Genomic DNA, 25,196 nt, shown 5'->3' with positions numbered 1-25,196 from the left:
GTATTCCTGCAAAAAATCTTCATAAAAATGAATAATCGGATCACGGCTTGAGTCTTTCTCTACATTATAATAATTATGGACAATCGCCTGCACATCGGCGTGGGTAAATTCTTCGCATAACTCATTAACTATAAATTTTATACGATTATCGAAAGACGCACCTGCAATATGATCAAAAAATTCTCTGAGAAATGGATTGGACGCTGGAACTAAATCGCGCGCCTCCTGCCGAGTAAACGTATCCGGCGTGTCGTCATTATACCGGGCGGCGAACAAGCCATAAACTACAGTCTGGGCGTATAAATCCGCGAATTTATCATAATCTAAGTCAGCCAAAAGCAATTTCTTAATTACATTATAAACAGCCAAAAGCGCATCATTCTCTTTGTCATTTTTATTTCTTAAATAAACTTTAATATTATCGCGAATGCGGCGTGCCTTGCCTGCCATAACTTTAGCCAAATGTAAACCCGATTTAATCGGCTCTTTTGAATCTTTTATAAAATCTTTGATAGTGTCTTCCAGAAGCTGAAAATTTGATTCGTCAACCTCTATATTTTTATTATTTAATTTTGCGATAACCACGGCCGGAACATATTGCCGACCGTTTTTATAAAAACGAAATTCAAGACAATTTGTTAAAATTAAATTTGAATAGCCGTAATAACGCGCCATCTGCTCGCCTTTTTCAACTTCTTCCAATGAAACGGGTAAATCTTTGGCCTCGGCATAAGCAGTAACAATATTTTTATTTATAAATACAAAATCAGGAGCGCCGTATTCGCTTCTTTTCGGCTCATTAATAATTTTTAAACCGGTAATTTCCCCGAAAAGTTCCTGCAAGGCCGGACGATAAGCGTGCTCGCGAGCGTGCTCGGTCTTATTCTGTTCGGAAACTTTTTGTATAAAATTTTTAACTATTTGACCCATATTAAATTAACTTCAAAAATTATTTCAATAATTCGTCCGGCTTTATGCCTAACGCCTTAGCTATTTTTTCTAAATTAGAAATAGTAGGATTTTTTTGCCCACTTTCAACTCGGCTAATATATCCTCTATCCATACCGGTTGCACGGCAAATATCGCCTTGCGACATGCCTTTTTCTAATCTAATATTTTTTAGGTTATTGCCTAATTTTTTTGATATCTTAGCCATATGTTATTTATAATTCTACAACTTCTTGCATTAACTTACAATAATGTATTATAATACAAGAATGAGTTATAACAAAAAAATAAAAGTTTGCTTTTGGCTTAAAATAAAGTTCGAGCCGATATTTTTTACAGGTTCTTTGGCAGTTTTTTAAAGTCGGGCTTTGCCCGCAAAGGAATTTTGGCTTTTAAAAGCGGGGACTGGGGGCGCTTTTAAAAGCTGGCTTAAAACCTTTTTTTAAATTCTGTCCGAACTTCAATATAAAATCGGTGCCAATTGGGAAATGCGTCGCTACGCGATGCCAGCTCCCACTCAAATTGTGCTAAAAATTCAAACTTTCCGCCTTGCCAGCCAAAAGCAAACTTTTCTTTTTTTTAAATTCAATTTTATGAAATACATTCTCTATGCGCGCAAATCAACGGATGAAGATGACAGACAAATACTATCCATTGAATCACAAATGGCCGAATTAAAAGAATTTGCCGCCAAAGAAAAACTTGAAATCGCCGCCTCCTTCACGGAGGCAAAAACTGCCAAAGAACCTGGCCGAATGAAATTCGGCGAAATGCTAGCTTTGATTGAACAAGGCAAGGCTGATGGCATACTTTCATGGCATCCTGACCGTTTAGCCCGCAACCCGATTGACGGCGGTAGAATCATCTATATGGTTGATACGGGCAAAATAAAATCTCTCAAATTCCCCTCTTTTTGGTTTGAGGACACGCCACAGGGAAAGTTTATGCTTAACATCGCTTTCGGGCAAAGTAAATATTTTATAGACAACCTTTCGGAAAACGTAAAACGAGGCCTTAGACAAAAGCTAAGAAACGGAGTTTATCCGGGCTGGGCGCCTTTGGGTTATCTAAACGAGCCTAAACGCCACAATATTGTCATTGATCCGGTTAAGCATAAACTTATCCGCAAGCTATTTGAGATATATGCCGGCGGTGAACATACGCTTGAAGCATTAACGACCAAATTTAACGATCTAGGGCTAACTAGCGTGCGTGATAAGGCCTTACAGCTAAGTATGGCCCATAGAATACTGCGAAGTCCGTTTTATTACGGCGTGTTCAAATATAAAGGCGAAACCTACCAAGGCAAACACGAGCCAATTATAACCAAGAAGCTTTTTGATCAGGTACAAGAAGTAATGCGATATAGAGGCAAAAAACGAAAAATAATCAGGCACGGTTTTATCTTTACCGGATTTTTAAAATGCTCTTGCGGCTGTTCTATAACCGCCGAAACTAAAAAGGGGCATATCTATATATAGATGCACAAAAAAGAAAGGGCTTTGCGCTGAAAAATATATTAGAGAAGAAAAACTAACAGAGCAATTTAAAAATATATTACAAAAAGTTTCTTTACCCGATGATTGGGCGGATAAGATGCTAAATGAATTAGATAAAGAAAAAATAACGGCCGCCCAATCATCCGTTGCCCTTGTCGAAAAAACCCGGGCGGAAATTAATAAAACCGAAACCAGACTTGATAATCTGCTTAATGACCGGATAGACGGGATAATAGAAAAAGCGGATTATGTTAATAAAAAAGACAGCCTGATTAAAGAGAAACTGGATTTTCAGGATAAAATAAGAGAAATTAAAGACAAGGGCAATAATTGGCTCGAACCCATGAGAGATTTTATTTTGCGTTCAAAGTTAGCAAAAAAGACCGCCGATGAAGGCGATCTTTCTGAACTCAAAGCATTTCTAAAAAATATCGGCTCGAACTTTATTTTGCAAGGCGGAAAGTTTGAATTTTTAGCACAATTTGAGTGGGAGCTGGCATCGCGTAGCGACGCATTTCCCAATTGGCACGGGTGGTAGGAATCGAACCCACGCAAGAGGTTTTGGAGACCTCTGTACTACCATTATACGACACCCGCCTGTTCCGCCAGTTGGCGGAAAATTTTTATTTGGTTTCTTTATGTAATGTATGCTTCTTGCAATGCACACAAAGCTTTTTAAGCTCCAGCCTGCTTTTAAGAGTTTTTTTATTTTTTCTTGAAAAATAATTAACGCGCTTGCAAACCGTGCATTCCAGCTTTATCATGTTATCTTGCGACATAATATTAAATGTTATTATTAATTATTTGTTAGCTTTGCCATAATCCGTGCAAATTGCAATAAGCGCGGACTTTTATTACTTCCCCATCTACCGTAAATTCGGCTTTTGCCTGTCTGTCTAATTCCGGCGTTAAATATTTTCTATAAACGCGGTTAGTTGTAAGAACTTCAATCCACTCAATATAATGAGCCTCTTCCATCGGATGCTCAACCGAACCGACCTTAACGATTACTTTATCGCCGACAGACTCCCTAACCGGAACATGTTTTTCCAAAGCGGCGTCAACCGTATTTTCAGCTTGCAAGACCATTGGCTGGCCGCAACAGACTAATTCTCCGGCGCCGGCATGCGTCATTTCAACTATATTGCCGCAAACGCCGCATTTATACACTTGATTTAATATGGTCATATTTATATTATTATTTATTATGGTGGGCCGGGTAGGATTTGAACCTACGAAGGCGTGAGCCAACAGACCTGCCCGCCAATGCCAGGATTTAATTTTTCAATTTTGTGGGCCGGGTAGGATTTGAACCTACGAAGGCGTGAGCCAACAGATTTACAGTCTGTCCCATTTGACCGCTTTGGTACCGACCCAAAGTAAATCTCCACAAAAGAAAAATTATAAATGGCATGGCAGGCGGGTTTACAGTCTGTCCCAGTTGACCGCTTTGGTACCGACCCTAATAAACCCTTGAGCCGTTGCGCGGAATCGAACCGCGGACCTACTCCTTCATTTACACCTCTTTTTTCTTAACACATATAAGAGGATTAGACTGTATCTTGAGCTTTTCATAAAATGATTTAGCTCCCCTTGTCAGTCGTTCGAGCGCTTTAAGCGCTACGGTCTTAGCCTTGTGTTGGCCTTTAACCGTTATTCGGGATTCAATAGAGAATTTATTCTCTAAGGGGCAGGAGTCAAATGACCCACCATGGAGTTGCTCTACCAGCTGAGCTACAACGGCAATAATTCTACTAATTTATTTTTTAATTTTATGTTACCATAATAAACTGTTACTACCCCAAATTTACTTTTATTTTTATAAGTCCCCAGACTGCCGCTTATTGTAATCATCGGTTTATAAAATTGTTTCTTACTTATTTTTAACTTATCAATCCAATAATCTAGGGCTTCATTTACATCGATATCGGAAAAAACATGTAAATGAAATTTTAAATCTTTCTTTTTTATATTAAAAAATTTTATTAAAAATTCTATAAATTTATTCAATAATGCAGGATCTGAATTACCAAGCCTTACTGTATTTTTATTGGCTTTATTACCTTCTCCCCAATACAACCCCAAGCCCAAACCGAATAATTTTGCGTCTTCTATATTATCCGGAAGAACAAATTTGAATGGGTCGCCACCTGGATTATGTTTTATGTAAATTGCATCGCTTATTGTTCTTTTAGAAATTTTATATTGAGCCAGCCAATAATTTATCCGGTTTGGCGAACATCCAATTAATTTTGCAATTTCTTGCGCGGACTTACGCTTAATATTATACAAATATTTAAGATACTTAAGCGTTATATTTTTATTTTTCATAAATTAGTTCATAATTAACTATTTAAGTTAATTATAAGACTTATTTATGTATTGGTCAACCAATTTCTCTATAAGAATACTGCTCTGCTAATTAACTAAAATAAAATAACTTATAACCCATAATTTATAACAAAACTAAATAACTCCAGCCTAATTATAGATTATAAGTTAAAAGTTATTAAAATACAACTTTTTATAATTCATCAATCTGCCGCTTAAATTCTTCAAGCTTATTATTCTCCGGATTGGCTTTAAGCAGCTTATTATAAGCGTCTAAAGCCAGCGCTTTATCTTTTATAATTATACTGATTTCCAGCATAGTGTCAAGGTATCTAGGGTTGGCCGGCTCTATTTTTAGCGCTTTTTTCAAATTAAGCGCGGCTTCCGGCAGTTTACCCATGGCCCGATAAACTTCGGCCAAATTAAAATATGTTTGGGAATTTTGCTTGTTGATGTTAATGGATTTTAAATATTCATCTCGAGCCTCATTCAAGTCCCCTTTTTCTTTGGCAATTTTCGCTAAATTTTCGTAAATATCTTCGTCATCTTCTTTTAGTTTTAATATATGCTCAAAAGTCTGCTTAGCTTCTTCAAATTCTTTTTTTTCAAAATATATCCGGCCAAGCTCTTTAAAAGCTTTGATATTTTTACTGTCCAGGCCGATTATCTCAATATATTTTTTCTCCGCCGAACCCAAATCGTCGCGTTTTTTTAATTCTTCGGCCTGGGAAAATAATTGGTCAATCGTTTCCGGACCGTCAACCCTCTCGTTCTCCTGGTAAATATCTTTCGCCTGATAAAGTTTATGCAATTTTGATTTCATATAACTGCCGGCTAACCGGCCCAGCGGCGCTAAAACTCTGATTGATCTAGCCCAATATTTTATAATATTCCTTTTTAAGCGGTTGGAAATAATTCTTTCTTTGAACTTAGCCTCTTTTTCCGCTGGTATGCTGGCCACGTCTAAAGCGGCTAAAACTGAAAATTTTCTACTGACAATAACAATAATCACGCTTAGGCTGACTAAAATTAATAATAAAGGAATTATATTATACATATATAAAAAATTAAAATTCAAAGGCCAGCGGGGTTAATTCGCCTTTCTTCTAAGTTTCCACCTTACCGCCGGCCCGGCCGGCACTGCCGAATAATTTCATTTTTTCAAAAACCACTTTTTCTATGGCAACAATCGCCGGCTTTAATAAATTTCTAGGATCGGTTTCTTTTTTATTTTTTAAACAAACTTCAATTATGGTGCGGCAAAAAGCGACTTTTAAATCGGTGCCGACGTTGATAATATTTACGCCTTCTTTTATGGCTTTTTTTATTTTAGCGTCAGACACGCCGGAGCCGCCATGTAGAACAAAAGGTATTTTTACCTTATTTTTTATGGCTTTAAGCAAACTGAAAACAATATCTTCGTTGGCATGTATGCCGTGCGCCGTACCGATCGCCGCCGCGATGGTATCAACCTTAGCCTCTTTAACAAATTTAACAACTTCGTCCAATTCGGCCAGCGGTATTTCTTTTAGCTTGCTCGTAATATCCCCGTGCGAACCGATAATGGCGCCGACTTCGCCCTGAACCCAAACGTTTTTAGCATGCGCCACTCGGACAATATGCTTGGTTAAATTAATATTTTCATCCAAGGGCAGATTAGAAGCGTCAATATGCACCGAAGTAAAGCCGGCTTTAACGCATTCAAAAATAGTGTCAAAATTCGTGCCATGATCAAGATGTAAGGCAACCGGCACGCCGGCCGCCACGTTTTTAGCAACCGTGGAAACTATATGGGTAATCGGTTTAAGCCCCATATATTGAATCGCGCTTTCCGAAACTTGGATTATAGCCGGCGAAGAGGCTTTAACCGCGGCCTGCGCCACGCCTAAAATTGATTCAAAATTAGTAATATTAAACGCTCCGATGGCGTAATGGTTTTTTTTAGCGTCTAAAACCAAATCTTTTATGTGAACCAGCATATTTTTATTTTTTAATTATTTCTTTGGCGACTTTATAAAATTCTTCAACTTTTAAACTGGCGCCGCCAACCAATAAGCCATCCATGCCTTCAAGCTTGGAAAAACTTTTAACATTTTTTGAATTAATGCTGCCGCCGTAAATTACGCTGAAATTTTTACTGACTACCTGCATGCCAAATATGTCGTTTAAGGCCAATTTTATGATTTTATGGGCGTACTCGGCCTCGGCCGGCTCTATGGCCGTGCCTGTGCCAATCGCCCAAATCGGTTCATAAGCGATAATGATTTGCTGATTGCCGAAAACTTCAATGCCGGACAAAGCCTGCTCAAGCTGTTCAACTAAAACAAAATCCCGCCGATCGGTTTTTCTTTCCTCCCAGCTTTCGCCAATGCAAACTATGGGAATTAATTTTTCATTTTCAACGACCGCTCTGACTTTTTTATTTATTATCTCATAATTTTCCGACAAATATTTTCGCCTTTCGCTATGGCCGATTATAACATAACGGCAGCCTATCTCGGCAAGCATCTCCGGCGATACCTCGCCGGTATAAGCCCCGGCCTCTTCCCAAAAGGCATTTTGCGCGCCTAAAAAAACTTTACTGTCTTTTAAAATCTTAGCCACTTCGCTTAAGGCTAAGGCCGACGGGCAGATAGCGACCTCACCTTGGTTAAATCCGGCAAATTTTTCTTTAAATTTTTTCGCCAAGCTTAAAGTTTCGGCAAAATTTAAATTCATTTTCCAATTAGCGATGATATATTTTTTTGGCATATGCTAAAATTAATAATTATTCAATCCTCATGTGGCTTAATTATATCACAATAAACCATGTTAACCAACCGACGCTACGGCTTATAATTATAATATAAATCAACCAATTCTTTAGTTAAGCCAAAACGGCTGGTTTCGCTGTCCGCGCCTAAAACCACGGTAACGATATCCCGGCCATCATGGCCTTTAAATTTACTAACCAGGCAATAGCCGGAAGAATTAATATACCCGGTTTTCCCGCCCAATAGGCTAACCTCTTTTCGGGGAAAAATATTTAACAGCTCGTTAGTGCTAAAAATAACTTTTTTTCTGCCCTGCTCGGTGGTAAATTCATATTTTTTAGTTAAAGAAGCGCGATTGATTTCATCCGCGCCTAAAGCCATGTCGGCAAATTGCGCGATTTCACGGGCGGTTGAAATATTCCCGTCTTTAAGGCCGGTTGCGTCAACTATTATAGTATTTTTAAAACCAAGGCTGGTAATCTTATTATTAACTTTAGCGACGAACTCTTCTTCGGTCAGGCCAGTTGAACTTACTAAAGCGGCGGTAGCCGTATTATCCGAACCGACCAAGCTAAAATAAAATAAATCTTTTACTTTAACTTTATCGCCGGTAAACAAATAAATTTTTCCGCCTTCGCGCTTATCCTCGGCTTTTATTTTATAAAATTCCTCCCAGCCGGGATTATAATCCAAAAAAGCATAAGCGGTGAATAACTTAGTTATGCTGGCTATAGGCCAAGCTCGATCAGGCATTTTAGAAAAAAATAAATCATGGCTTTGGCAATCTAAAATCGCCCCGTTTTCGGCCGCTAAATCAAAACTAACTGTTTTAACCGCCGCTTCTTTTACCGGGCTTTGCGGCAATTTTTGCATCGGCATATTAAATTGGGGCAACCGCGGCAAAGGTAGGGATTTAGCATCTTCAATTACTTTAATAATGGCCTGGCTGAAATTATCCCCCTGTTCAACCATAATTTTACCGGCCGCCTGGTATTCCTCGCTTACGCCCAAAACCAAACCGGTTTTAGCCGAATCAATATTTTTGGCCGCTAAAAACTGGCCGTTAAACGCCAATCCGACATTTAAAAAAATAATTGATAATAACAAACTGATTGTAACCGGTATCAGCATATTTAACTATTTAAATTTTTATTTTGATCTAACATTTTATCAATCGTATCGTCTTGGTTAAGCCTGCCGTAATCAGGCAATTCCTTGATGTCGTTTAAGCCTATGAAGCGGATAAAATCAAAAGTCGCCGTATAATAGGTCTCATTTTTCTTTTTATCAAATTTGCCTTCAATCAAGCCTCTGATGAGCAGATTCCTTAAAATCAAAGCGCAATTCACTCCCCTAATCCTGTCCAAATCAATTTTCGCCACCGGCCCGCGATAAGCGATAATGGTTAAAGCTTCTAAGCTTGGCCGGGATAACTCGCCCGTGGTTTCATCTTTAATGAATTCTTGGATAATTTTGGCGTTCTCCGGCGCGCTGACCATCTGGTACTTACTGCCGTCTTTAATAATTTGCACGCCGGACTGATTATTTTTATAATCAGCCAACAGCTCATCCGCGCTTTTTATAATTTCTTTTTTGTCCGCCTTTAATAAATCAGCCAGCTGGCTCGCGGCCATTGGTTTGGCGGAAATGAATAGCAAAGACTCTATTTTTGATTTTATGGACATAGAAATAATTTTAAAATTACACTACTCTATTAATTTCAATCTCTCCGAACAAATCTCCCTGCGCTACCGTAATATCTCTTTGCTTAATCAACTCCAACATGGCTAGAAAACTGACGATTATTTCGGTTTTATTTTTCGCGGTAGCTAAAATATGATTAAAGCTTATCTTTATTTTTTCCAGAAGAATCTCTTGAATCGCCAATATTTTATCTTCAATATTGACTATTTGTTCTAAACTCTTTTCCTCCAGCGATTCAACCGGCCTGATATTTTTAATTATCCCGCTGAAAACGTCCAGTAAATCGGCGGCGGTTAAACTTTTGGGCGGCGAAAATAAATGGGCGCTAGTCAAAAACGCCTGGCGGTTGAATTCGCGCGGAAAACTAAACCGCTTTTTCCCGATAATAGCTTCAATTTTTTTAGCCGCTTCCAAAAATTCTTTATACATTCTTAATTGATGCTCAAATTCCTGGATTTCCTCTTCCTCTTCGCCTTTTAAAAACGGCAAAAGCGCCCGGGATTTTATCAGCAATAATTTAGCGGCCACTACTAAAAAATCAGCCAGCTCCTCCGGCTTTAAATGGTTAGAACTCCTGATATATTCAATATATTGATCGGCAATTTTCGCCAAGCTGATTTCCGTAATATCAAGCTCCTGCCTTTCAATTAATTGCAAAAGCAGGCCCAACGGCCCTTCAAATTTATCTATTTTAAAATTCATAATTTATTTCTTCTTGACTCCAAAACTGCCTAAAATGGCCTTTTCCAATTTAATGAAATCTTTAACCGCCATCTCTATTGAATGGTTAAAACTGCCTGACGCGAAAATCGCTTTTTTTATTTTAACCAAATTTTTTTCCATAACCACGGGCAATTTATACAAGCCGCCGAAAGCGCTCATGGCGCCGGCCTTAACTTTTAATAATTTTTCCATAACCGCCTCGCCGGGAATTTTTACGGCTTTTATTTTTTTGCCAGCCTTTTTGCTTATTTCGCGCGCTAACTTTTTAAAATCCAAATTATGGTCAGCCGGTAAAATCGCTAAATAATAATCTTTATCCGCCGCCACCAATAAAGTTTTCACCACTTCATTTAACTTTTTACCCATGGTCGCGGCCGTATCATAGGCCGTGTAGACGGTTTTATGCTCTAAAATACTATGCTTAACCTTGGCTTTAGCTAAATATTTAGCTAACTTTTCAGGAAATTTTAATTTTTTTGCCATAAATTTTATTTAAAAATTATATTACCATTATACCTTAAAATGCCTGTTTCCTGCAAATAAAAAACCGGCCTCGTTGCACTCTTAGTGAGCGAACGGGCCGGATAGAAATTGTTTATCTCCTTTTACTATAAGCCGCGAGCAGCCGCGGCGAGCGCTTCTCTCCTGTTACGGAGACCATCTTCAGATCCGTCAAACTGTTTGGAATTTTTCTGAAATTCCGTAAACCATTCAAACTCTCCCGGTTTCATAACCGTTTTCAATTCAGCAAGATGATCGTCCATCTCAATGATGTAGTTAACATCCAGGCTCGCTGGATAGAGGCCTGATTCAGTCTCGTTGACAAAATCAATACCCTTCTGGATGTTGCCCCTGGTTCGATTGAGGAAATAGAATATTTGATTACAGACGACTGACGTATTTCTTAATCCTGCCTGCCAAAGAACAATCAACCGGGCTATAATTTTACTCCCCAAATTCGTAGCCATATCATCAAGAATACCGACATTAGTTGCCCATTCCAGTCTGCCCTCCACATATTCTTTATTGCTGTAACCGGTAACATTGGCGTCGATTTTCCTTAACAGCTCCAGGCATTCTATGGGAGACATTACCTTTTTTGGCAGGGGCCGTGTATAGCCAAACTTCATCGGGTACCCCAAATTATACATTGCCCGAGACACTGCTCCAACAGGAGGAATTCCCGCCATTTCTACGCCGATTAACATATCCAGTTCTTTTTGCTCACGGTGAACGATTATCATCTCAGCCATGGAAGTACAAATATCATAGAATAACTCCGGAGAACTACCGGCGGGCCTCATATTAAAAAACCACAATGCCCATTTTCCACTGGCCTTTAAGGTAAATCCGTGTTCCCTGTGATAAGGTTTCCTTGCATTCCATAATGTCTCAATATACCCTTCGTTATAAAGAGGTACTATCAACCTGCTCGCCCACTCCTCTTTAGATTTACTTGGTTTAAATTCTGCCATTGTATCCTCCCTTCTCACCGTCTCCGGGTATTAAACCGCTCGGTCGTTAAATTAATCTTACCGGCTTGGCAATTACCTCTGCTGGCAAGTGATCTTAAAATTTTCCACCACGCCTTTTTTATAGTTCCTGATTTTTTATTTTTTTCCACTCTTACCTCCTTATATGCGGTAGTTTTTTAGAACGGATATCTGATCCCCGCCGCTTTAACTTCCGGCGCCTGGTAGGCCTCATACTCTTCCTGACGGTGTTTATTAACAGCCGCCAGAGCACATTTTTCGACATCAGCCACCTTGCCGGTCCCGCCGAATTTCTCCATCCAACAATACATCATAGCGGTTTCGTTGATAAAAATCGCCCCTTGGCCATTCCATTTACCTGTCCGGATTAAGTCGAGCATTACGTTCGCGTATTTACCGCCTTGATTGCCGAAGCCAGGATCCCAGAAAGTTCCGTAAGGACATAAAGCGCGAATTATACCCGTTGATCTACGCGTACAGCCGGTTACCAATCCGGCGGGGGAAAGTTCATCATAGACGAGTCCGTACTGTGTAACCCAGGAACCAACATCTTCAGCTATACATTCTTGCAGCGTTTTTCCCCGCTCCGGTATAAATTTTTCTTGATAGTCCGGGCCGGTATCGTTTGAGGTTACGTCGACGAAGATTACGCCCTTGCCTTTTTCCCGCATTAAAATAAGCCCCTGAGCAGGAACGAAATTCTTTTTATTATTGACTTCGTCCAGCATGGCCACGTCCTTGCCCATATAAATCTGGATATTCATGGTGTCATATTTCAGATAGGAGTGGTCAATGCCCAGGGTTTTTTTGAGGCTGCCGATGAAGCGGTCATAATAACCGATCATGGTAGCGCCCAGGTCGCCTCGTTTACAATCATGCTGTATAATAATTCTGCCGTGTTTTTTCTCCAGCTTGCGAGCATAGTCAATCACCCGCATCATCATAAAGTCGCCCGGAGGCCCCCAACCCTGGAAGACACCGTCCTGATCCTTGAAGGTACGTAGGCCGCAAACTTCCACCCAAATCTGATACATGCGTTTAGTGTAAATTTCGGCCGCGGCCATAAATTCAGCTTTTCTCCGGCGTTTTGCGCGACCCTTTAAATTAGTCAGGGCCAAAAGCGCTTCGTAATATTCAAATTCCGGACCCTTGGTAACGTGTCCATAGACCTCGTAATTTGCTTTCGCACCATAAAACCTATGCGGGCAAGGCCCCGGAGCCAACAATGTCTTCTGTACTCTCTGCGCCTCAGCCAGCTCAATATGTGCATGTTTTACTTCCATTGCAGGTAAGCTATCCTTCTTCTCCATTATTCATTCTCCCTTCCCTTTTAAAATTAGTATTTCTTTCCAAAAATTCTGATTTTAGTCGCCGAAACTTCCAGCGCCCAGCAATTCTGACACTGGCTGTTTTTTGGTCCATTAAGCTGTTCTAAACATGCCGGCTCACCGGGAATATTGTCGCAGCCGCTCGGCCGTCCTAGATATCGGCCATTTCCATTTTTACCTTTTTTAGGCCTCAATTTCGCCTCCTTTCTTTATTCTTAAGATATTTGAACAAACTTATAAATCGCGTCTCTGGCGCAATAAATAAGAATGCCCCTCAAAGAAAGTATCCCTTCGTAAATTTCCCTGTTTTCATTTTTTAGTTTTCGCAAATCCTCTGCCATTAACGGAAAGGCTGGGCAAGCGCAAGAACACCCGCAACAATTAAAATATATTGGACATGCCATTATACCTCCTTTTATCTTTAAAGTTGTTTATAATCCGAACACTTTAATCCTCTCATTCCTCACTACTGGCGCACGGCAATGTCTACATTTGCCATTATGCGAACTGTGCATTTGTTTAACGCATGATCCATACCCGGGAATTCTATAACACCCTCTTACACGCCCGCCTACATTTGCCATCGATTTCCTCCTTTTTCTCCCTTTTCCAGACATTTCATCTCCCTATAATCTTAAATTGTTTATAATTATAAACTCTTTAAATAATTCTCAAGTTGTTAAAGACCAACGAGGCGGGCGGGAGCCCGCAATGACAATACTAATTATAAATAAGCCTAAGGATTTCTCCTTAGGCTTATTTCAGTTAATTTAACAGCTTTTTTTAGCTAATGTCAACACCTTCTTATCTTACCGGCACGGACGTAGGCTCGCCTTTAGTATTATCCAATATAACCACCCTTTGCTTTAAGCATTGGTAGCCGGCGTTATGCAGCCAGCGCGTATCTACGTAATACGATTTATCGTTGGCCTGGGTTTTATTTTCCGTCTTAAAAGTGGCGCAAAGTTCGTAGGCGTCTTTGCCCTTAACATTATAATTAAGCACTTTACCAGTCGCCGGATCGGTTATGTCGCTTAATAAAATATAATAAGTTGAGCCGCCGTTAACCAAAGCGTTTAAGTCGGCCGGCAATTTTTTATTTTCGCCGTAATAAGCGTTAATAGCATTATCAATCTGGCTGAATTTATTTATAATCGCCTGATCAAATTTTTGGTCCCTGACTTTTAAAGGCGAATCAATAAAGAAAAAAGCGGCTATCAGCGCGATGGCCGCGATGGCCATTGAGCCGTAAAAATAAATTCTGATGACATCATTATTTTTGCTGACGTCTTCGCGCTTGATGTCATAAAGATAATAGCTGAAAATCAGGGCGGAAATTAAAATTGAAGTCAGGGATTTTAAAATAAACTTCGTGGTCAGTTCGCCGTTTAAGAAACTGCCGACCGTGGCGATAAACCAGCCGATCATGACAACGGCCGATACGAACAAAATAAAATAGGTCAGCCATTTTCTGACGCCGGATTCTTTTTCCATTTTTCCCGACAAAAGATTTTTATTTATGAGGCGCATCATGACGAAAAAAATCGGCGCCGCGATAATAATGGCGGAAATGGCGAACCTTAAGGCGTCCTGGGTAAAACCGCCCGGCGCCAGGCTTAAATCATCCGCTATGGTTTTATTAATAATCTGAAAAATTATCATACCTGTGGAAACGGCCGTAAAAACCAAGGCCACGAGCGACAGCAGGTAAAAAAACGCGAACTTGGCATTTTGTTGTTTTTCCATAAATTTTTTATTTAATCGGCAATTTTCTTTGCCGGTTTTTAATTATTAAATTGGCTATTTTTTTGCCAATATTAGTTAATTTAACTTTATGAATAAACCATTTTTTAGCCGTCTTTTTGCCAATAGCCGTAAGCAGGTCGCCGGCAACGAGCGAGTCCAAACTTTTACGAATTATGTCCTGAATTAACTTTTTACTTTTAACGGCTTTCTTGCCCGCCCGCGCTGATAAGTAAAAATCGTAAAATTCAGCCGGCGACGAGGCCTTAAAATTATGGCACTTTTCTAAAATAAATTTTTGCAGTTTTGATAACCGCATAAATTTTATTCTATATCAACTTTTATATTAAGCTCTTTCAATTGCTTGCTTCCGACTTCGCTTGGCGAATCCATCATAACATCCCGCCCTTTGCCGTCTTTAGGGAAAGCGTAAATATCGCGGATTGAATCCAAATCTAAAAGCACCATTAAGATGCGGTCAACGCCCGGCGCGTTGCCGCCATGCGGCGGAGCCCCGTACGCGAAAGCCCTGATCATGGCGCCGAATTTATTATCCACTTCTTCTTTGGTGTAGCCGGCGATTTGAAATGCTTTATACATAATTTCCGGCTTATGATTTCTTATCGCGCCCGAAGACGCTTCAAAGCCGTTTAAAACCAAATCAAATTGCTGGGCTAAAATTTCCAGCGGATTCTTGTTTCGCAGCGCCTCCAAGCCGCCTTGGGGCATAGAAAAAGGATTATGCCCGAAATCAACCCGCCCATCTTCAATTTCCGAATAATCATACATGGGAAAATCAACCACCCAGCACCAAGCGGCTTTCTTATTATCCTTTAAGCCAAGTTTAAGAGCGCACTCATTTCTAACCGCGCCCAAGCTTAAACAAACGGTTTTCCAGCTATCAGCGCCAAAAAATATTATATCCCCGGCTTTAGCGCCAAGATATTCAACAATCTTTCCCGCCAATTCATCGCCTAAAAATTTCACAATTGGCGACTGCAATTCTCCCTTATCTTTAATCACAATATAAGCCAGGCCTTTAGCATCCTTAGTTTTAGCGATTTCCGTTAATTCGTCAATTTCTTTACGGCTGAATTTTGCCGCGCCGTCAATTTTTAAAGCATGGACTACGCCTTTATCTTTTACAGCATTAGCGAAAACGCTAAAACCGCAGCCTTTTACCAGCTCGGTAATCGGCTTAATTTCCAGCTCAAACCTTAAATCCGGCTTGTCCGTGCCGTATTTTTCCATGGCCTGTTTCCATGGTATCTCTCTAAATCTGCCGCTCTTTTCCAGCCCAACCAATTTTTTAGCGCTAAACTTTTCCGTCAGCTCTTTCATCAACGGCTCCATTATTTTTAAAACATCGTCCTGCTCAACAAAGCTCATTTCCATGTCCAATTGGTAAAACTCACCGTAATGGCGGTCCAGGCGCGGATCCTCGTCGCGGAAACAAGGCGCGATTTGAAAATATTTATCCAGCCCGCCGACCATTAAAAGCTGCTTGAATTGCTGCGGCGCCTGGGGCAGGGCGTAAAATTTTCCGGGATAAAATCGCGACGGCACTAAAAAATCGCGCGCGCCTTCAGGCGAAGAATTGGCTAAAATCGGAGTTTGTATTTCAATAAAATCATTGGCTTGAAAATATTTTCTGATATGCCGGAAAAACTCATCTTTAATTTTCAGCATGGACTGCAGTTTTGATCTTCTTAAATCAACAAAGCGGTATTTTAAGCGCAAAGCTTCGTTAGCGTCATCCGCTTTTTCTTCGTTTAATTCAAAAGGCGGAGTTTTTGATCTTGATAAAATTTCTATTGCCTCGCATTCAATCTCAATTTCTCCGGTCGGCAGTTTTTTATTTATCATGTCATCCGGCCGAAGCGCGACTTTGCCTTTTATTTTAATTACCCATTCGTGGCGCAATTTATCAGCCTCGACTAAAGCCTCTTCGCTTATTTTCGGGTCAAAAGTCAATTGCGTTAAACCATAGCGGTCTCGAAGATCGATAAAAATCAAACCGCCATGATCGCGCCGGCTATGCACCCAGCCGGCAAGCTCAACGGCCTGGCCGGCGTTTTTTTTAGTTAATTCGCCGCAAGTATGAGTTCTAAGCATAAAAATTTATCTAATATTAGATAAAAAATAAAAATTAATTAGTTCATGGCTAACCTTGTTATTCTTCAATATTAGCTTATTTTTTTAATTTAAGCAAGAAAAAAGAGCTAAATAGCCATAGCAACCTTAAAGCTCCTTAATATTATTAAAAACTATATTTAAAAAATAAACTGATAATATTTATAACTTCTTTTTTTATATTGCCATCTAGGCTGATTTTTTCCAACTCTTTAAAATCGCTCTTATCCGCCAGCCTTAATATCTTGATGGAATTTTCTGAAATAGCCAACTGGTGGGCTCTCCCCAATTCAGGCAGGCATTTAGCGCAAGCCAAGCCGCCTTTAGCTAAATCAAATTTATTGCCTAACGGCGGAATTTTTTTGCGGCAATTAACGCAATTATATAGCTCCGGCTTATGCCCCAGCTTAATTAATAATTTAAAAATAAACAATTGAGCTAATAAATCATAATCCGCCTTAACGCCGGCATTATTCAAAAAATCAAAATAGCTTTTTAACAGATAAAAAATATCCGGATCGCTCTCGCCTGTTTTAACGATTAAATTAAAAACTTTTATGGCTTCGCCCGCGGCTTTTATTTTAGCAAAATCATTTTTTATCTTCGCGTAGCAATCCTCGCTAACAGCGGCGCCGATGTAATTATACCGCTTGCCGCGAACCACCATAATTTCAACTAAGCCGATCGGCTCTAAATGGCCGGCCATTTTTGATTTTATTTTTTTTGTCCCCCGCGCCACTAATTCAAGCTTGCCTAGATTTTCAGAATAAACCGTAACCTTTGAGCCGTCTTCGGAAAACGGCTTGCGATTTAAAATTATCGCTTTTATATTAAAAGTTTCTTCCATATATTTATAAAAAGTCAGTTAAAATTAATTATTTTTTGAAGTGAGGACTGTCTGAGCGCAGCGAGTTCCCTGCCTGCCGGCAGGCAGGCGCAACGAAAAAAATCATTAATTTTAACTGACTTTATCTGTATATATTAACACTATTTTCTAAATTTTATCCAAATAACTTTGCAAAATTAGCATCGCCGCTATTTCGTCTCGACTTGATTTGGTTTTTTTATCGCCAGGCAAAGCGTCCGCCGCTTTGCTGGACAATCTTTCGTCCACTAATTCAACCGGTACATTTATTTTTTTCTTTAAATTATCAATAAATTCATTATACTTTTTATTTGTAATTTCTAACTCATAATTAATAATCCGCACCGGCCGGCCAACGACCACTATATCTATTCGCTCGCTTTCCACCGCCCGAGCCACTTCTTCCGCGTTCGCCACGGTCTTAAACGGCGTAGCCAGCTTAGTTTCGCCGTCGGCCAAGGCCAAACCAATGCGCTTTTCGCCCCAATCAATGCCTAAATATATTTTCGTTAATTTATTACTCATATTTTGTTAATATCTCATAGCCTTGTTCGGTCACTAAAACCGTATGCTCAAATTGCGCGCTTAAACTGCCGTCAGCCGTTAAAATCGTCAGGCCGTCTTCCCCTTCTTTAACGCGCCAATCACCGGCGTTAACCATGGGCTCAATGGCTAAAACCATGCCCGGTTTTAAAATTATTTTTTTATTATAGTCCAAATCAAAATTAGGTATCTGCGGATCTTCGTGCAAATCATAACCGACGCCATGGCCGACTAAATCGCGCACTATGGAAAAATTATTAGCCTTAACATATCGCTCAATCGCTTTGCCGATATTGTTCAAGCTATTGCCCGGCCTAACTTCTTTTATGCCTAAAGCCAGCGCCTGCTTTGCCACTCTAATTAACTTTTGCGCTTCCCGGCTAACCTTGCCGACCGCGATCGTGGCCGCCATGTCCGTATAATAGCCTTTTTTTACAGCTTTGCCGGATAAAACTTTAGGATAAAAAGGAAATTCCATGCCTATATCAATATTAATAATATCGCCTGATTTTAACTCTTTGGGCGGCAAAGACGGCGCATGCACGACTTCATTGTTAATGCAGGCGCATAAAACAGTAGGATAAGGCTTATCGTCTTTATCGGATTTAAAACCTTTGAAAGAGGGCCGGCCGCCGGCTTTTTTAATTAAAAAATCAGCCATTTGCTCTAAATGGCCTGTGCTTACGCCCGGCCTTACTTCAGCCATTAGTTGCTTTAATATCTGCCCTAAAATTTTTCCACCTTGGCGTAATAATTCTATTTCATTGTCTTTTTTAATGGTAATCATAGCAACTTCAATTCTTTTAATTTCCCCGCTATTTCTTCATGTATTTTTTTAATCGCCTGCTCGCCGTCAATTTTTATAAGTTTACCTTGTTTTTGCCAATAGTCAAGCGCTGGTTCGCTCTCGTTATGATAAAGTTTTAGCCTGCCGGCAATAACTTTCGGCTTATCGTCATTTCTGATAAAAAGCTTGCCGCCGCAGATATCGCAAACTCCGGCGTTAATCGGCGGATTATAAACCAGATGATAAACTTTCCCGCAAGCGCACAAGCGGCGCTGGCTTAAGCGTTCTCTAACTTCTTTATCGCCAACCGCCACTTCAATAGCGTAAACTTGATCGTTTTTCTTAAGCGCCTTTTTAAAGACGACCAATAAATCCTTTAATTGCCGCCGATTTCTGGGAAAACCGTCAAAAATAAAACCGGAAGCTTTTTGCTTTAAGCCCTGCTCAACTAATTTTATAGTTACTTTGTCCGGCGCTAATTTCCCGGCCTTAATATATTTATCCGCCAATTTACCTAATTTAGTTCCGGCCGCGATTTCAGCGCGGAATAAATCACCGGTGGAAATTTTTTTCCAATCGGTAATTTTCGCGAGCATTTCCGCCTGCGTGCCTTTACCCGATCCGGGCGGGCCGAAAAAAATAATAATTTTTTTAGACATACTTAAGATTTAGAATTTATGCCTATGGTGGGCTTATTAGTCTGTCCGCCGGCATATCCGACCGGTCTGGTCATTCTGCCCATGCCCATGTCTTTTTCTTTTTTTTGCACATTAGAAACGCCGATAGACTTGGTAGTAATCACATTACTGGCATAATGTGTTTCAGTTTCCTCTTCAGTCAACTTGTCTTTTTGCTGGCTATAATTTAAATTTCTTTTTATTTGTTCGGGAGTCAAACCGCTTTTTTTACTGCCTTGGATTAATTTCATTATTCCTTGTCTCTTATAAGCCTGCGAACCAGCGATACCATATTTTAATTTTAATTCTCTTTCAAATGTATAGGCCGATTTTCCCTTTGCGATATTGATTAAAGTTTTTTTTAAATTTGCTCCTCTCTGTATGCCTCGGAGAGCATCGCCAGAGCCTTTACTTGGCTTAAAATTTAAGCCTCCAACTGATCTAGCTAATTTATAAGCCGATAATTTTTTATTAAGATCATAAAGCCCGAGTCTTTGAGCCATATATTTAAAATTAAACTTATTATAGCCTTATTATATCACAATTTAACCAAACAAAAAACCCCATTAGCATGGGATTTTCTAATATTATCAGAAAACCTGATTTGGTCAGATTATTTTTATCGCGCATACGAAATTGTAGCGACCGCAGGGAGATCAAATTTCGTCTAAGCAGGAAAAATAATCTGACCAAATCAGGTAAAATATTTATTTTTTATCTACATCCCTTCATACTCCCGCATAGTCAACTGCGATTCAATCTGTTTAACGGTTTCAATAACCACCGAGACCACGATTAAGAGAGATGTGCCGCCGATAGTTAAAGATTGGATGCCGGTAAAATATCTTAAAATCAAAGGCAAGATGGCAATAATGCCTAAAAATAAAGCGCCGACAAATATAATTTTATGCGTAGTATTGGCTAAATATTCGCTAGTATGGCGCCCCGGCCTAATCCCCGGGATAAAACCGCCTTGCTTCTGCAGATTTTCCGCAATCTGGGTCGGATGAAAAATAACCTCGGTATAAAAATAAGTAAAAGCAAAAACCAACAAAAAATATAAAATCGCGTAGACTAATTGATTTTGAAAAAAACCGATAGTCCACTGGGCGGCGCTAGCGATAAAAGCCGTACGCGCGTGTATAAAAAATTGGGCAATCATGGGCGGAAAAATTACTACGGAAATGGCAAAAATAATCGGGATGACGCCGGCCATATTAACGCGAAGCGGCAAATGCGTTGAAGTGCCGCCGAACATGCGGTTGCCCCTAATCTGCCTGGCATATTGCACCGGCACATTGCGCTGGCCCTCATTAACTACTACCACGCCGACTACGGTAATAATGGCGATAGCTAAAAAGCCTAAAATCACATAGAGCTTTGACGGGTCAAAGGTAACTATTACCTGCTGGGCGGTTTGCAGCAGCCCAGAAACGATGCCGGCAAAAATCAACAAGGAAATCCCGTTGCCGACTTTCTTCTCGGTCATTAATTCGCCCAGCCACATTAAAAAAACCGTACCGGCGGCCACGGTCATAATCATAGCAAATAAATCAAACGGGCTGATATCGCCTAAAATTAAATGCGATGACCGGCGGAGTAGTGTAATCATGCCGTAAGCTTCTAAAACGGCCAGAGGCACGGTCATCCAGCGAGTCCACATATTAACCTTTTGGCGTCCGGCTTCTTCTTTATTCATCTCTTCCAGCTTCGGAATAATCATGGCTAAAAGCTGAAAAATAATTGAAGAAGTAATGTATGGTCCGACGCCCATCATGACAATGGAAAAATTAGTCATGCCGCCGCCGGCGAATATATTCATCAGGCCCAAAATCTGGTTAGAAGCGAAAAAATCTTTAAGCGCCTGGGTATCGACTCCGGGAACCGGAATATGCGCGGCCAAGCGGAAAATAGCCAGCATGCCTAAAACAAAAAGTATGCTATAGCGCAAATCGCGCGCTTTCCAAATTTGTATTAGCTTATCGTACATAGTTTGTATTGCTATATATAATTCCCGCCTTTTCAATTATATCACTTTTCCGCCCATTTTTTCAATCTGCAGCTTAGCACTATCGCTTGCCTTAACTCCTTCAAATTCCAAATTTTTTAAAGTTAGTTCGCCCTGGCCTAAAATTTTTATTTTTTCCTGAACGGTTTGCACTAAACCGGCTTTAAACAGGCTAGCGGCGTTGATTTTAGCGCCGGCGGAAAAATTATCGTTTAAATCTTTAAGATTAACAACTTGATTTTTAGTCTTAGCTGATTTAAAGCCCCTGTTCTTCGGCGTAGCGGCCAATATCTGCTTAAAGCCTAATCTTCTTAATTTATTTCTGCCGCCGCTTCTTGACCTTTGGCCTTTTATCCCGCGAGTGCTATAAGAACCATGGCCAGAAGCGTTGCCTCTGCCGATTCTTTTTTTATTTCTAGCCGAGCCGCGAGCCGGCCTGATTGTAGAAAGTGATAAAGACATATGGTTATTTTAAATTCTGCGCTTTGTCGTTATTATTCTTATTTTCCTGCTTGACCGGCCTTTTTAAATTTTTCAGCGCTTCAATCGTGCATTTTACATTATTGACTTTATTGCCGGTGCCTAATATTTTACTGGTAATATTTTTTATGCCGGAAAGCTCCAGAAGAATTCTAACGGCGCCGCCGGCGATAATGCCTCGGCCCTTTTTAGCCGGTTTGAATAAAATTTTAGCCGCGCCCAATTTCTGATAAATTTCATGGGGGATGGTTTCGTTAACAATCGGTATGTCAATAAAATCTTTTTTAGCTTTATTAACGGCCTTAGTCACGGCTCCGGTAACATCGGCGCCTTTAGCCAAGCCGATGGCAACTCGGCCTTTCTTATTGCCGATAGCCACGCAAGCCCTGAAGCGCATTCTTTTACCGCCGGCCATAACGCGGGTAACGCGGGCGATATCAATCATTTTTTGCTCAAATTCTTCCGGCAGACCCCCGTCGCCCCGGCCGCGGCCGGCGCCTCTTTTGCCTTTAAAATTTCTTTTTCTGTCGGAAAAACCGCCGCTATTTCTGCCTTCAATAGTTGATGTTGATGTTGGCGCAGGCATGGCATTATTAACCTTAGGCTCCGCCGCCGGCACCGCTTGGCTATCTGTAATTTCTTGTTGTTTTTTTATATCTTCCATATTTTATCATCAAATTAAAATTTAATGGCCATAGGGCTTTACCCGCTATTAAATTTTAATTTGATACATTATATTTTTTGAAAATATTATTTATCCCCGGAGGGGGAAAACTTTTTCTAAAAAAGTTTTTAAAGCTTTAAAATTTTAAACCGCCGGCGCGAGCGCCCTCGGCCAAAGCTTTTACTCGGCCATGATATTTATAGCCGTTGCGGTCAAACACAACCCGGCCAATACCCTTAGCTATAGCTTTGGAAGCAATCAATTTTCCCAACTCCAAACTTACGGCAATTTTTTTGCCTGCCTGTCCGGTAGGCAGGTCTTTCTTTTTTATTTCTCCGGCGCTGACGGCAACCAAAGTCTTGCCAATTTCATCATTGATGATTTGAGCGTAAATTCCGCGATTAGACCTAAAAACGCTTAATCTCGGGCAAACGGCCGTGCCGCTAACTTTTGCTCTAACTCTGCCTTTGCGCCTAAGCCTTTTATTTTGTTTAATTTTATTAATATCCATATAATACTTTCTATATTTATGTTATCGCTTGAGCTAAATTTGTAAAATTTTCGTGCGAGGACTGTTTGAGCTCCGCAATAGCGGAGCGAGTTCCGCAGTAGAAAATTTTATAAATTTAGCCCAAGCATATATGTTTACTTTTCGGCCTTACCGGCGGTCTTACCGGCCTTACGCCTTAATATTTCCTCGCTATATTTAATGCCTTTGCCTTTATAAGGCTCCGGCTTCCTAATCTTCCTGATTTGCGCCGAGACTTCACCGACTAACTGCTTATCAATGCCGTTAATAACAATAATATTAGCCTGGACTTCAGCCTTTATGCCGGCCGGCAAATTATAAATTACCGGATGAGAATAACCGACGTTTAAAGTTAACTTATCGCCGCTTACCGCCGCCTTATAACCAACGCCGTTAATCTCCAATTTTTTAGTATACGCCTCGTTAACTCCGACTACCATATTTTTAATCAAACTTCTGAACAGCCCCCATAAAGCTTTATTTTTACCGATAGTCTGATCATCAATGGATAATTTAATTTCTTTATCGGTTATTTCTGTTTTTATAATTTCATGCATCTTAGTTTTAAGCTCGCCTTTCGGCCCTTTAACAATTATAAAACCATCATCAAGTCTGGCTTGAGTTCCGGCCGGCAATTCTATTGGTAATTTTCCTAAACGTGACATAAGTTTATTATTTATCTATATATTTGATTTGGGTAGATTTTGTAAAATTTTCGTGCGAGGACTGTTTGAGGCTGAGTAATCTCAGCCGAGTTCCGCAGTAGAAAATTTTATAAAATCTACCTAAATCTTCATGTTTTACTTAGTAAATTTCGCAAATCACTTCCCCGCCGATGCCCTGCTTTTTAGCTTCTTTATTAGTCATTAATCCGCGCGGCGTGGAAATAATCGCTATGCCTAAATTATTTAAAACTCTCGGTAATTCATTTTTATTGGCATAAATCCTGCGGCCCGGCGTACTTATTTTCTTTAAAGAAGTAATCGCCGGCTGGCCGTTTCTATATTTTAAATCAATCTTAATCTCGTTAAAAATCGAGCTTGAGTTCTTTTTACTTTCGGTTTTAACAATATCAACTTTTTCCACCCAGCCGCCAGCCTCCAGTATCTTAGCGATGCCGTGCTTGATCTTACTCATAGGTAAAACAACCGTTTGGATATTTACGGCCTGGGCGTTTCTTATTCTTGTTAACATGTCTGCTATTGGATCCGTCATATTAAAATAAAAAATAAAAAATAAAAAATAAAATATTTACCATGAAGATTTGGTTACTCCCGGTATATCCGTATTAGAGGCTAACTCTCTAAAGCAAATACGGCAAAGGCCGAAATCTCTCATAAAACCATGGTCGCGGCCGCAACGCCAGCAACGCCTTACAATCCTCGTGGAAAATTTTGGTGTCTTTTTCGATTTTACGATTAATGCTGTTCTGGCCATAAAATATTATTCCGCTTTAAACGGAAAACCCATTAATTTAAATAATTCCAAGCCTTCTTCATAAGTTTTAGCGGTCGTAGAAAGACAAACCTGAAGCCCGTGAATATTATCCACCTCGTCGGCTTCAATCTCCGGAAAAGCAATATGCTCTTTAAAACCTACCGCTAAATTACCATGGTTGTCCACCTGTTTGGCGTTAATGCCTCTAAAATCCCTGATTCTCGGAAAAGTTATGTTAACTAATTTTTCCACAAAATCAAACATTCTCTGGCCGCGTAAAGTTACGGCCACGCCGATAACCATGCCTTTTCTGGTTTTAAAGGCGGAAATTGACTGCTTGGATTTAGTCGCCATAGGCTTCTGGCCGCTAATTCTTTCCAGGCTGCTGATTACGCTATCTATAAAATTCTTATCTTTAGCGTTTCTGCCCACGCCGGAATTAATCACTACTTTGGTTAGTTTAGGTACGGCCAGCAAATTCTTATAACCGAACTTGTCTGTCATTTTTGGCGCTATTTCTTTTTTATATTTTTCCTTTAAATTCATATAAA

32 protein-coding genes and 2 tRNA genes are annotated in these 25,196 nt (G+C 40.0%); 2 read left to right on the top strand and 32 right to left on the bottom strand.

Features of this window, described 5'->3' with window-relative positions; genetic code table 11:
- Positions 1 to 930, bottom strand: a 930-nt coding sequence (locus tag WC639_04280; protein ID MFA6306995.1) for a DNA methyltransferase, incomplete at its 3' end; no start/stop codon positions are given.
- Between the two features lie 19 nt (positions 931 to 949).
- Complete coding sequence (locus WC639_04275) at positions 950 to 1,156, bottom strand: helix-turn-helix transcriptional regulator (GenBank protein MFA6306994.1); 207 nt, start codon at positions 1,154 to 1,156, stop codon at positions 950 to 952.
- Between the two features lie 385 nt (positions 1,157 to 1,541).
- Here WC639_04275 and WC639_04270 point away from each other — a divergent pair, with 385 nt between their 5' ends.
- A complete protein-coding gene (locus WC639_04270) occupies positions 1,542 to 2,429 on the top strand; it encodes a recombinase family protein (protein MFA6306993.1) in 888 nt (295 codons plus the stop codon).
- A 115-nt stretch (positions 2,430 to 2,544) separates the two neighbouring features.
- A complete protein-coding gene (locus WC639_04265; GenBank protein MFA6306992.1) occupies positions 2,545 to 2,985 on the top strand; it encodes a hypothetical protein in 441 nt (146 codons plus the stop codon).
- Here WC639_04265 and WC639_04260 read toward each other — a convergent pair.
- The 30 genes from WC639_04260 to rplE all read right to left on the bottom strand — a co-directional run bounded on the left by WC639_04260 (position 2,971) and on the right by rplE (position 25,191).
- Positions 2,971 to 3,044 (bottom strand) — tRNA-Trp (locus WC639_04260). The genes WC639_04265 and WC639_04260 overlap by 15 nt on opposite strands.
- Before the next feature lie 26 nt (positions 3,045 to 3,070).
- Positions 3,071 to 3,226, bottom strand: coding sequence for a 50S ribosomal protein L33 (gene rpmG / locus WC639_04255; GenBank protein MFA6306991.1), 156 nt, complete (start codon positions 3,224 to 3,226; stop codon positions 3,071 to 3,073).
- 28 nt (positions 3,227 to 3,254) lie between these two features.
- The gene (locus WC639_04250) at positions 3,255 to 3,635 is read right to left on the bottom strand and encodes a desulfoferrodoxin (protein ID MFA6306990.1); all 381 of its coding nucleotides are present in this window, start codon (positions 3,633 to 3,635) and stop codon (positions 3,255 to 3,257) included.
- Between the two features lie 105 nt (positions 3,636 to 3,740).
- A tRNA-Tyr gene (locus WC639_04245) sits at positions 3,741 to 3,823 on the bottom strand.
- Between the two features lie 358 nt (positions 3,824 to 4,181).
- Positions 4,182 to 4,778: a hypothetical protein gene (locus tag WC639_04240; GenBank protein MFA6306989.1), complete on the bottom strand. Its 597-nt coding sequence runs from the start codon at positions 4,776 to 4,778 to the stop codon at positions 4,182 to 4,184.
- Positions 4,779 to 4,971: 193 nt separating this feature from the next.
- Entirely contained in the window at positions 4,972 to 5,835 is an 864-nt protein-coding gene (locus WC639_04235; GenBank protein ID MFA6306988.1) for a tetratricopeptide repeat protein, read from the bottom strand.
- A 49-nt stretch (positions 5,836 to 5,884) separates the two neighbouring features.
- Complete coding sequence (locus tag WC639_04230; GenBank protein ID MFA6306987.1) at positions 5,885 to 6,757, bottom strand: class II fructose-bisphosphate aldolase; 873 nt, start codon at positions 6,755 to 6,757, stop codon at positions 5,885 to 5,887.
- A 4-nt stretch (positions 6,758 to 6,761) separates the two neighbouring features.
- On the bottom strand, positions 6,762 to 7,529 hold the full coding sequence (tpiA, locus tag WC639_04225) for a triose-phosphate isomerase (protein MFA6306986.1): 768 nt from the start codon (positions 7,527 to 7,529) through the stop codon (positions 6,762 to 6,764).
- Between the two features lie 74 nt (positions 7,530 to 7,603).
- The gene (locus WC639_04220; GenBank protein MFA6306985.1) at positions 7,604 to 8,662 is read right to left on the bottom strand and encodes a serine hydrolase; all 1,059 of its coding nucleotides are present in this window, start codon (positions 8,660 to 8,662) and stop codon (positions 7,604 to 7,606) included.
- A 2-nt stretch (positions 8,663 to 8,664) separates the two neighbouring features.
- Positions 8,665 to 9,216, bottom strand: coding sequence for an SMC-Scp complex subunit ScpB (gene scpB / locus WC639_04215; protein ID MFA6306984.1), 552 nt, complete (start codon positions 9,214 to 9,216; stop codon positions 8,665 to 8,667).
- A gap of 16 nt (positions 9,217 to 9,232) precedes the next feature.
- The gene (locus WC639_04210) at positions 9,233 to 9,937 is read right to left on the bottom strand and encodes a segregation/condensation protein A (protein MFA6306983.1); all 705 of its coding nucleotides are present in this window, start codon (positions 9,935 to 9,937) and stop codon (positions 9,233 to 9,235) included.
- A gap of 3 nt (positions 9,938 to 9,940) precedes the next feature.
- Entirely contained in the window at positions 9,941 to 10,441 is a 501-nt protein-coding gene (locus WC639_04205; protein MFA6306982.1) for a YbaK/EbsC family protein, read from the bottom strand.
- A 125-nt stretch (positions 10,442 to 10,566) separates the two neighbouring features.
- Positions 10,567 to 11,433: a hypothetical protein gene (locus WC639_04200; GenBank protein MFA6306981.1), complete on the bottom strand. Its 867-nt coding sequence runs from the start codon at positions 11,431 to 11,433 to the stop codon at positions 10,567 to 10,569.
- A gap of 176 nt (positions 11,434 to 11,609) precedes the next feature.
- Positions 11,610 to 12,761, bottom strand: coding sequence for a hypothetical protein (locus WC639_04195; GenBank protein MFA6306980.1), 1,152 nt, complete (start codon positions 12,759 to 12,761; stop codon positions 11,610 to 11,612).
- Between the two features lie 822 nt (positions 12,762 to 13,583).
- Complete coding sequence (locus WC639_04190; protein ID MFA6306979.1) at positions 13,584 to 14,525, bottom strand: DUF5671 domain-containing protein; 942 nt, start codon at positions 14,523 to 14,525, stop codon at positions 13,584 to 13,586.
- A gap of 7 nt (positions 14,526 to 14,532) precedes the next feature.
- Positions 14,533 to 14,841: a hypothetical protein gene (locus WC639_04185; protein ID MFA6306978.1), complete on the bottom strand. Its 309-nt coding sequence runs from the start codon at positions 14,839 to 14,841 to the stop codon at positions 14,533 to 14,535.
- A gap of 5 nt (positions 14,842 to 14,846) precedes the next feature.
- The gene (gene aspS / locus WC639_04180; GenBank protein ID MFA6306977.1) at positions 14,847 to 16,637 is read right to left on the bottom strand and encodes an aspartate--tRNA ligase; all 1,791 of its coding nucleotides are present in this window, start codon (positions 16,635 to 16,637) and stop codon (positions 14,847 to 14,849) included.
- Positions 16,638 to 16,782: 145 nt separating this feature from the next.
- A complete protein-coding gene (gene recO / locus WC639_04175; GenBank protein ID MFA6306976.1) occupies positions 16,783 to 17,502 on the bottom strand; it encodes a DNA repair protein RecO in 720 nt (239 codons plus the stop codon).
- Between the two features lie 147 nt (positions 17,503 to 17,649).
- Entirely contained in the window at positions 17,650 to 18,045 is a 396-nt protein-coding gene (gene ruvX / locus WC639_04170; protein MFA6306975.1) for a Holliday junction resolvase RuvX, read from the bottom strand.
- On the bottom strand, positions 18,038 to 18,850 hold the full coding sequence (gene map / locus WC639_04165) for a type I methionyl aminopeptidase (GenBank protein MFA6306974.1): 813 nt from the start codon (positions 18,848 to 18,850) through the stop codon (positions 18,038 to 18,040). The genes ruvX and map overlap by 8 nt, the downstream gene beginning before the upstream one ends.
- Positions 18,847 to 19,509, bottom strand: coding sequence for a nucleoside monophosphate kinase (locus WC639_04160; protein ID MFA6306973.1), 663 nt, complete (start codon positions 19,507 to 19,509; stop codon positions 18,847 to 18,849). Before WC639_04160 ends, map begins: the two co-directional genes overlap by 4 nt.
- 2 nt (positions 19,510 to 19,511) lie before the next feature.
- Complete coding sequence (locus WC639_04155; protein MFA6306972.1) at positions 19,512 to 20,030, bottom strand: hypothetical protein; 519 nt, start codon at positions 20,028 to 20,030, stop codon at positions 19,512 to 19,514.
- Positions 20,031 to 20,245: 215 nt separating this feature from the next.
- Complete coding sequence (secY, locus tag WC639_04150; GenBank protein ID MFA6306971.1) at positions 20,246 to 21,517, bottom strand: preprotein translocase subunit SecY; 1,272 nt, start codon at positions 21,515 to 21,517, stop codon at positions 20,246 to 20,248.
- Between the two features lie 36 nt (positions 21,518 to 21,553).
- Positions 21,554 to 21,997: a 50S ribosomal protein L15 gene (gene rplO / locus WC639_04145; protein ID MFA6306970.1), complete on the bottom strand. Its 444-nt coding sequence runs from the start codon at positions 21,995 to 21,997 to the stop codon at positions 21,554 to 21,556.
- A 4-nt stretch (positions 21,998 to 22,001) separates the two neighbouring features.
- Positions 22,002 to 22,679 (bottom strand): 30S ribosomal protein S5, encoded by a 678-nt coding sequence (rpsE, locus tag WC639_04140; protein MFA6306969.1) that lies wholly within the window; start codon positions 22,677 to 22,679, stop codon positions 22,002 to 22,004.
- Positions 22,680 to 22,815: 136 nt separating this feature from the next.
- Complete coding sequence (gene rplR / locus WC639_04135; protein ID MFA6306968.1) at positions 22,816 to 23,190, bottom strand: 50S ribosomal protein L18; 375 nt, start codon at positions 23,188 to 23,190, stop codon at positions 22,816 to 22,818.
- 134 nt (positions 23,191 to 23,324) lie between these two features.
- Positions 23,325 to 23,873: a 50S ribosomal protein L6 gene (gene rplF, locus WC639_04130; protein MFA6306967.1), complete on the bottom strand. Its 549-nt coding sequence runs from the start codon at positions 23,871 to 23,873 to the stop codon at positions 23,325 to 23,327.
- A gap of 139 nt (positions 23,874 to 24,012) precedes the next feature.
- A complete protein-coding gene (gene rpsH, locus WC639_04125; protein MFA6306966.1) occupies positions 24,013 to 24,423 on the bottom strand; it encodes a 30S ribosomal protein S8 in 411 nt (136 codons plus the stop codon).
- Between the two features lie 36 nt (positions 24,424 to 24,459).
- Positions 24,460 to 24,645 carry a type Z 30S ribosomal protein S14 gene (locus tag WC639_04120; GenBank protein MFA6306965.1) on the bottom strand — a complete coding sequence of 62 codons (186 nt, stop codon included), beginning with the start codon at positions 24,643 to 24,645 and terminating at the stop codon, positions 24,460 to 24,462.
- Between the two features lie 6 nt (positions 24,646 to 24,651).
- Positions 24,652 to 25,191 carry a 50S ribosomal protein L5 gene (gene rplE, locus WC639_04115; protein ID MFA6306964.1) on the bottom strand — a complete coding sequence of 180 codons (540 nt, stop codon included), beginning with the start codon at positions 25,189 to 25,191 and terminating at the stop codon, positions 24,652 to 24,654.
- Between the last annotated feature and the right edge of the window lie 5 nt (positions 25,192 to 25,196).

Source organism: Patescibacteria group bacterium (genome assembly GCA_041662965.1).
GTDB lineage: Bacteria > Patescibacteriota > Patescibacteriia > Patescibacteriales > GWC2-42-12 > JACPHD01.
This window is presented reverse-complemented; position numbering and strand designations above follow the sequence as displayed.

Excerpts from the sequence above, each read along its gene's own strand:
- WC639_04235 (MFA6306988.1), bottom strand. The coding sequence starts at position 5,835 with ATGTATAATATAATTCCTTTATTATTAATTTTAGTCAGCCTAAGCGTG.
- WC639_04210 (MFA6306983.1), bottom strand. The coding sequence starts at position 9,937 with ATGAATTTTAAAATAGATAAATTTGAAGGGCCGTTGGGCCTGCTTTTG.
- WC639_04265 (MFA6306992.1), top strand. The coding sequence starts at position 2,545 with ATGCTAAATGAATTAGATAAAGAAAAAATAACGGCCGCCCAATCATCC.
- WC639_04155 (MFA6306972.1), bottom strand. The coding sequence starts at position 20,030 with ATGGCTCAAAGACTCGGGCTTTATGATCTTAATAAAAAATTATCGGCT.
- rpmG (MFA6306991.1), bottom strand. The coding sequence starts at position 3,226 with ATGTCGCAAGATAACATGATAAAGCTGGAATGCACGGTTTGCAAGCGC.
- rpsH (MFA6306966.1), bottom strand. The coding sequence starts at position 24,423 with ATGACGGATCCAATAGCAGACATGTTAACAAGAATAAGAAACGCCCAG.
- secY (MFA6306971.1), bottom strand. The coding sequence starts at position 21,517 with ATGTACGATAAGCTAATACAAATTTGGAAAGCGCGCGATTTGCGCTAT.
- WC639_04270 (MFA6306993.1), top strand. The coding sequence starts at position 1,542 with ATGAAATACATTCTCTATGCGCGCAAATCAACGGATGAAGATGACAGA.
- WC639_04220 (MFA6306985.1), bottom strand. The coding sequence starts at position 8,662 with ATGCTGATACCGGTTACAATCAGTTTGTTATTATCAATTATTTTTTTA.
- WC639_04205 (MFA6306982.1), bottom strand. The coding sequence starts at position 10,441 with ATGGCAAAAAAATTAAAATTTCCTGAAAAGTTAGCTAAATATTTAGCT.
- tpiA (MFA6306986.1), bottom strand. The coding sequence starts at position 7,529 with ATGCCAAAAAAATATATCATCGCTAATTGGAAAATGAATTTAAATTTT.
- WC639_04250 (MFA6306990.1), bottom strand. The coding sequence starts at position 3,635 with ATGACCATATTAAATCAAGTGTATAAATGCGGCGTTTGCGGCAATATA.
- WC639_04120 (MFA6306965.1), bottom strand. The coding sequence starts at position 24,645 with ATGGCCAGAACAGCATTAATCGTAAAATCGAAAAAGACACCAAAATTT.
- WC639_04195 (MFA6306980.1), bottom strand. The coding sequence starts at position 12,761 with ATGGAGAAGAAGGATAGCTTACCTGCAATGGAAGTAAAACATGCACAT.
- recO (MFA6306976.1), bottom strand. The coding sequence starts at position 17,502 with ATGGAAGAAACTTTTAATATAAAAGCGATAATTTTAAATCGCAAGCCG.
- scpB (MFA6306984.1), bottom strand. The coding sequence starts at position 9,216 with ATGTCCATAAAATCAAAAATAGAGTCTTTGCTATTCATTTCCGCCAAA.
- rplO (MFA6306970.1), bottom strand. The coding sequence starts at position 21,997 with ATGTCTTTATCACTTTCTACAATCAGGCCGGCTCGCGGCTCGGCTAGA.
- WC639_04185 (MFA6306978.1), bottom strand. The coding sequence starts at position 14,841 with ATGCGGTTATCAAAACTGCAAAAATTTATTTTAGAAAAGTGCCATAAT.
- rpsE (MFA6306969.1), bottom strand. The coding sequence starts at position 22,679 with ATGGAAGATATAAAAAAACAACAAGAAATTACAGATAGCCAAGCGGTG.
- WC639_04160 (MFA6306973.1), bottom strand. The coding sequence starts at position 19,509 with ATGTCTAAAAAAATTATTATTTTTTTCGGCCCGCCCGGATCGGGTAAA.
- aspS (MFA6306977.1), bottom strand. The coding sequence starts at position 16,637 with ATGCTTAGAACTCATACTTGCGGCGAATTAACTAAAAAAAACGCCGGC.
- rplE (MFA6306964.1), bottom strand. The coding sequence starts at position 25,191 with ATGAATTTAAAGGAAAAATATAAAAAAGAAATAGCGCCAAAAATGACA.
- WC639_04275 (MFA6306994.1), bottom strand. The coding sequence starts at position 1,156 with ATGGCTAAGATATCAAAAAAATTAGGCAATAACCTAAAAAATATTAGA.
- map (MFA6306974.1), bottom strand. The coding sequence starts at position 18,850 with ATGATTACCATTAAAAAAGACAATGAAATAGAATTATTACGCCAAGGT.
- WC639_04190 (MFA6306979.1), bottom strand. The coding sequence starts at position 14,525 with ATGGAAAAACAACAAAATGCCAAGTTCGCGTTTTTTTACCTGCTGTCG.
- rplF (MFA6306967.1), bottom strand. The coding sequence starts at position 23,873 with ATGTCACGTTTAGGAAAATTACCAATAGAATTGCCGGCCGGAACTCAA.
- WC639_04200 (MFA6306981.1), bottom strand. The coding sequence starts at position 11,433 with ATGGCAGAATTTAAACCAAGTAAATCTAAAGAGGAGTGGGCGAGCAGG.
- WC639_04240 (MFA6306989.1), bottom strand. The coding sequence starts at position 4,778 with ATGAAAAATAAAAATATAACGCTTAAGTATCTTAAATATTTGTATAAT.
- rplR (MFA6306968.1), bottom strand. The coding sequence starts at position 23,190 with ATGGATATTAATAAAATTAAACAAAATAAAAGGCTTAGGCGCAAAGGC.
- WC639_04230 (MFA6306987.1), bottom strand. The coding sequence starts at position 6,757 with ATGCTGGTTCACATAAAAGATTTGGTTTTAGACGCTAAAAAAAACCAT.
- ruvX (MFA6306975.1), bottom strand. The coding sequence starts at position 18,045 with ATGAGTAATAAATTAACGAAAATATATTTAGGCATTGATTGGGGCGAA.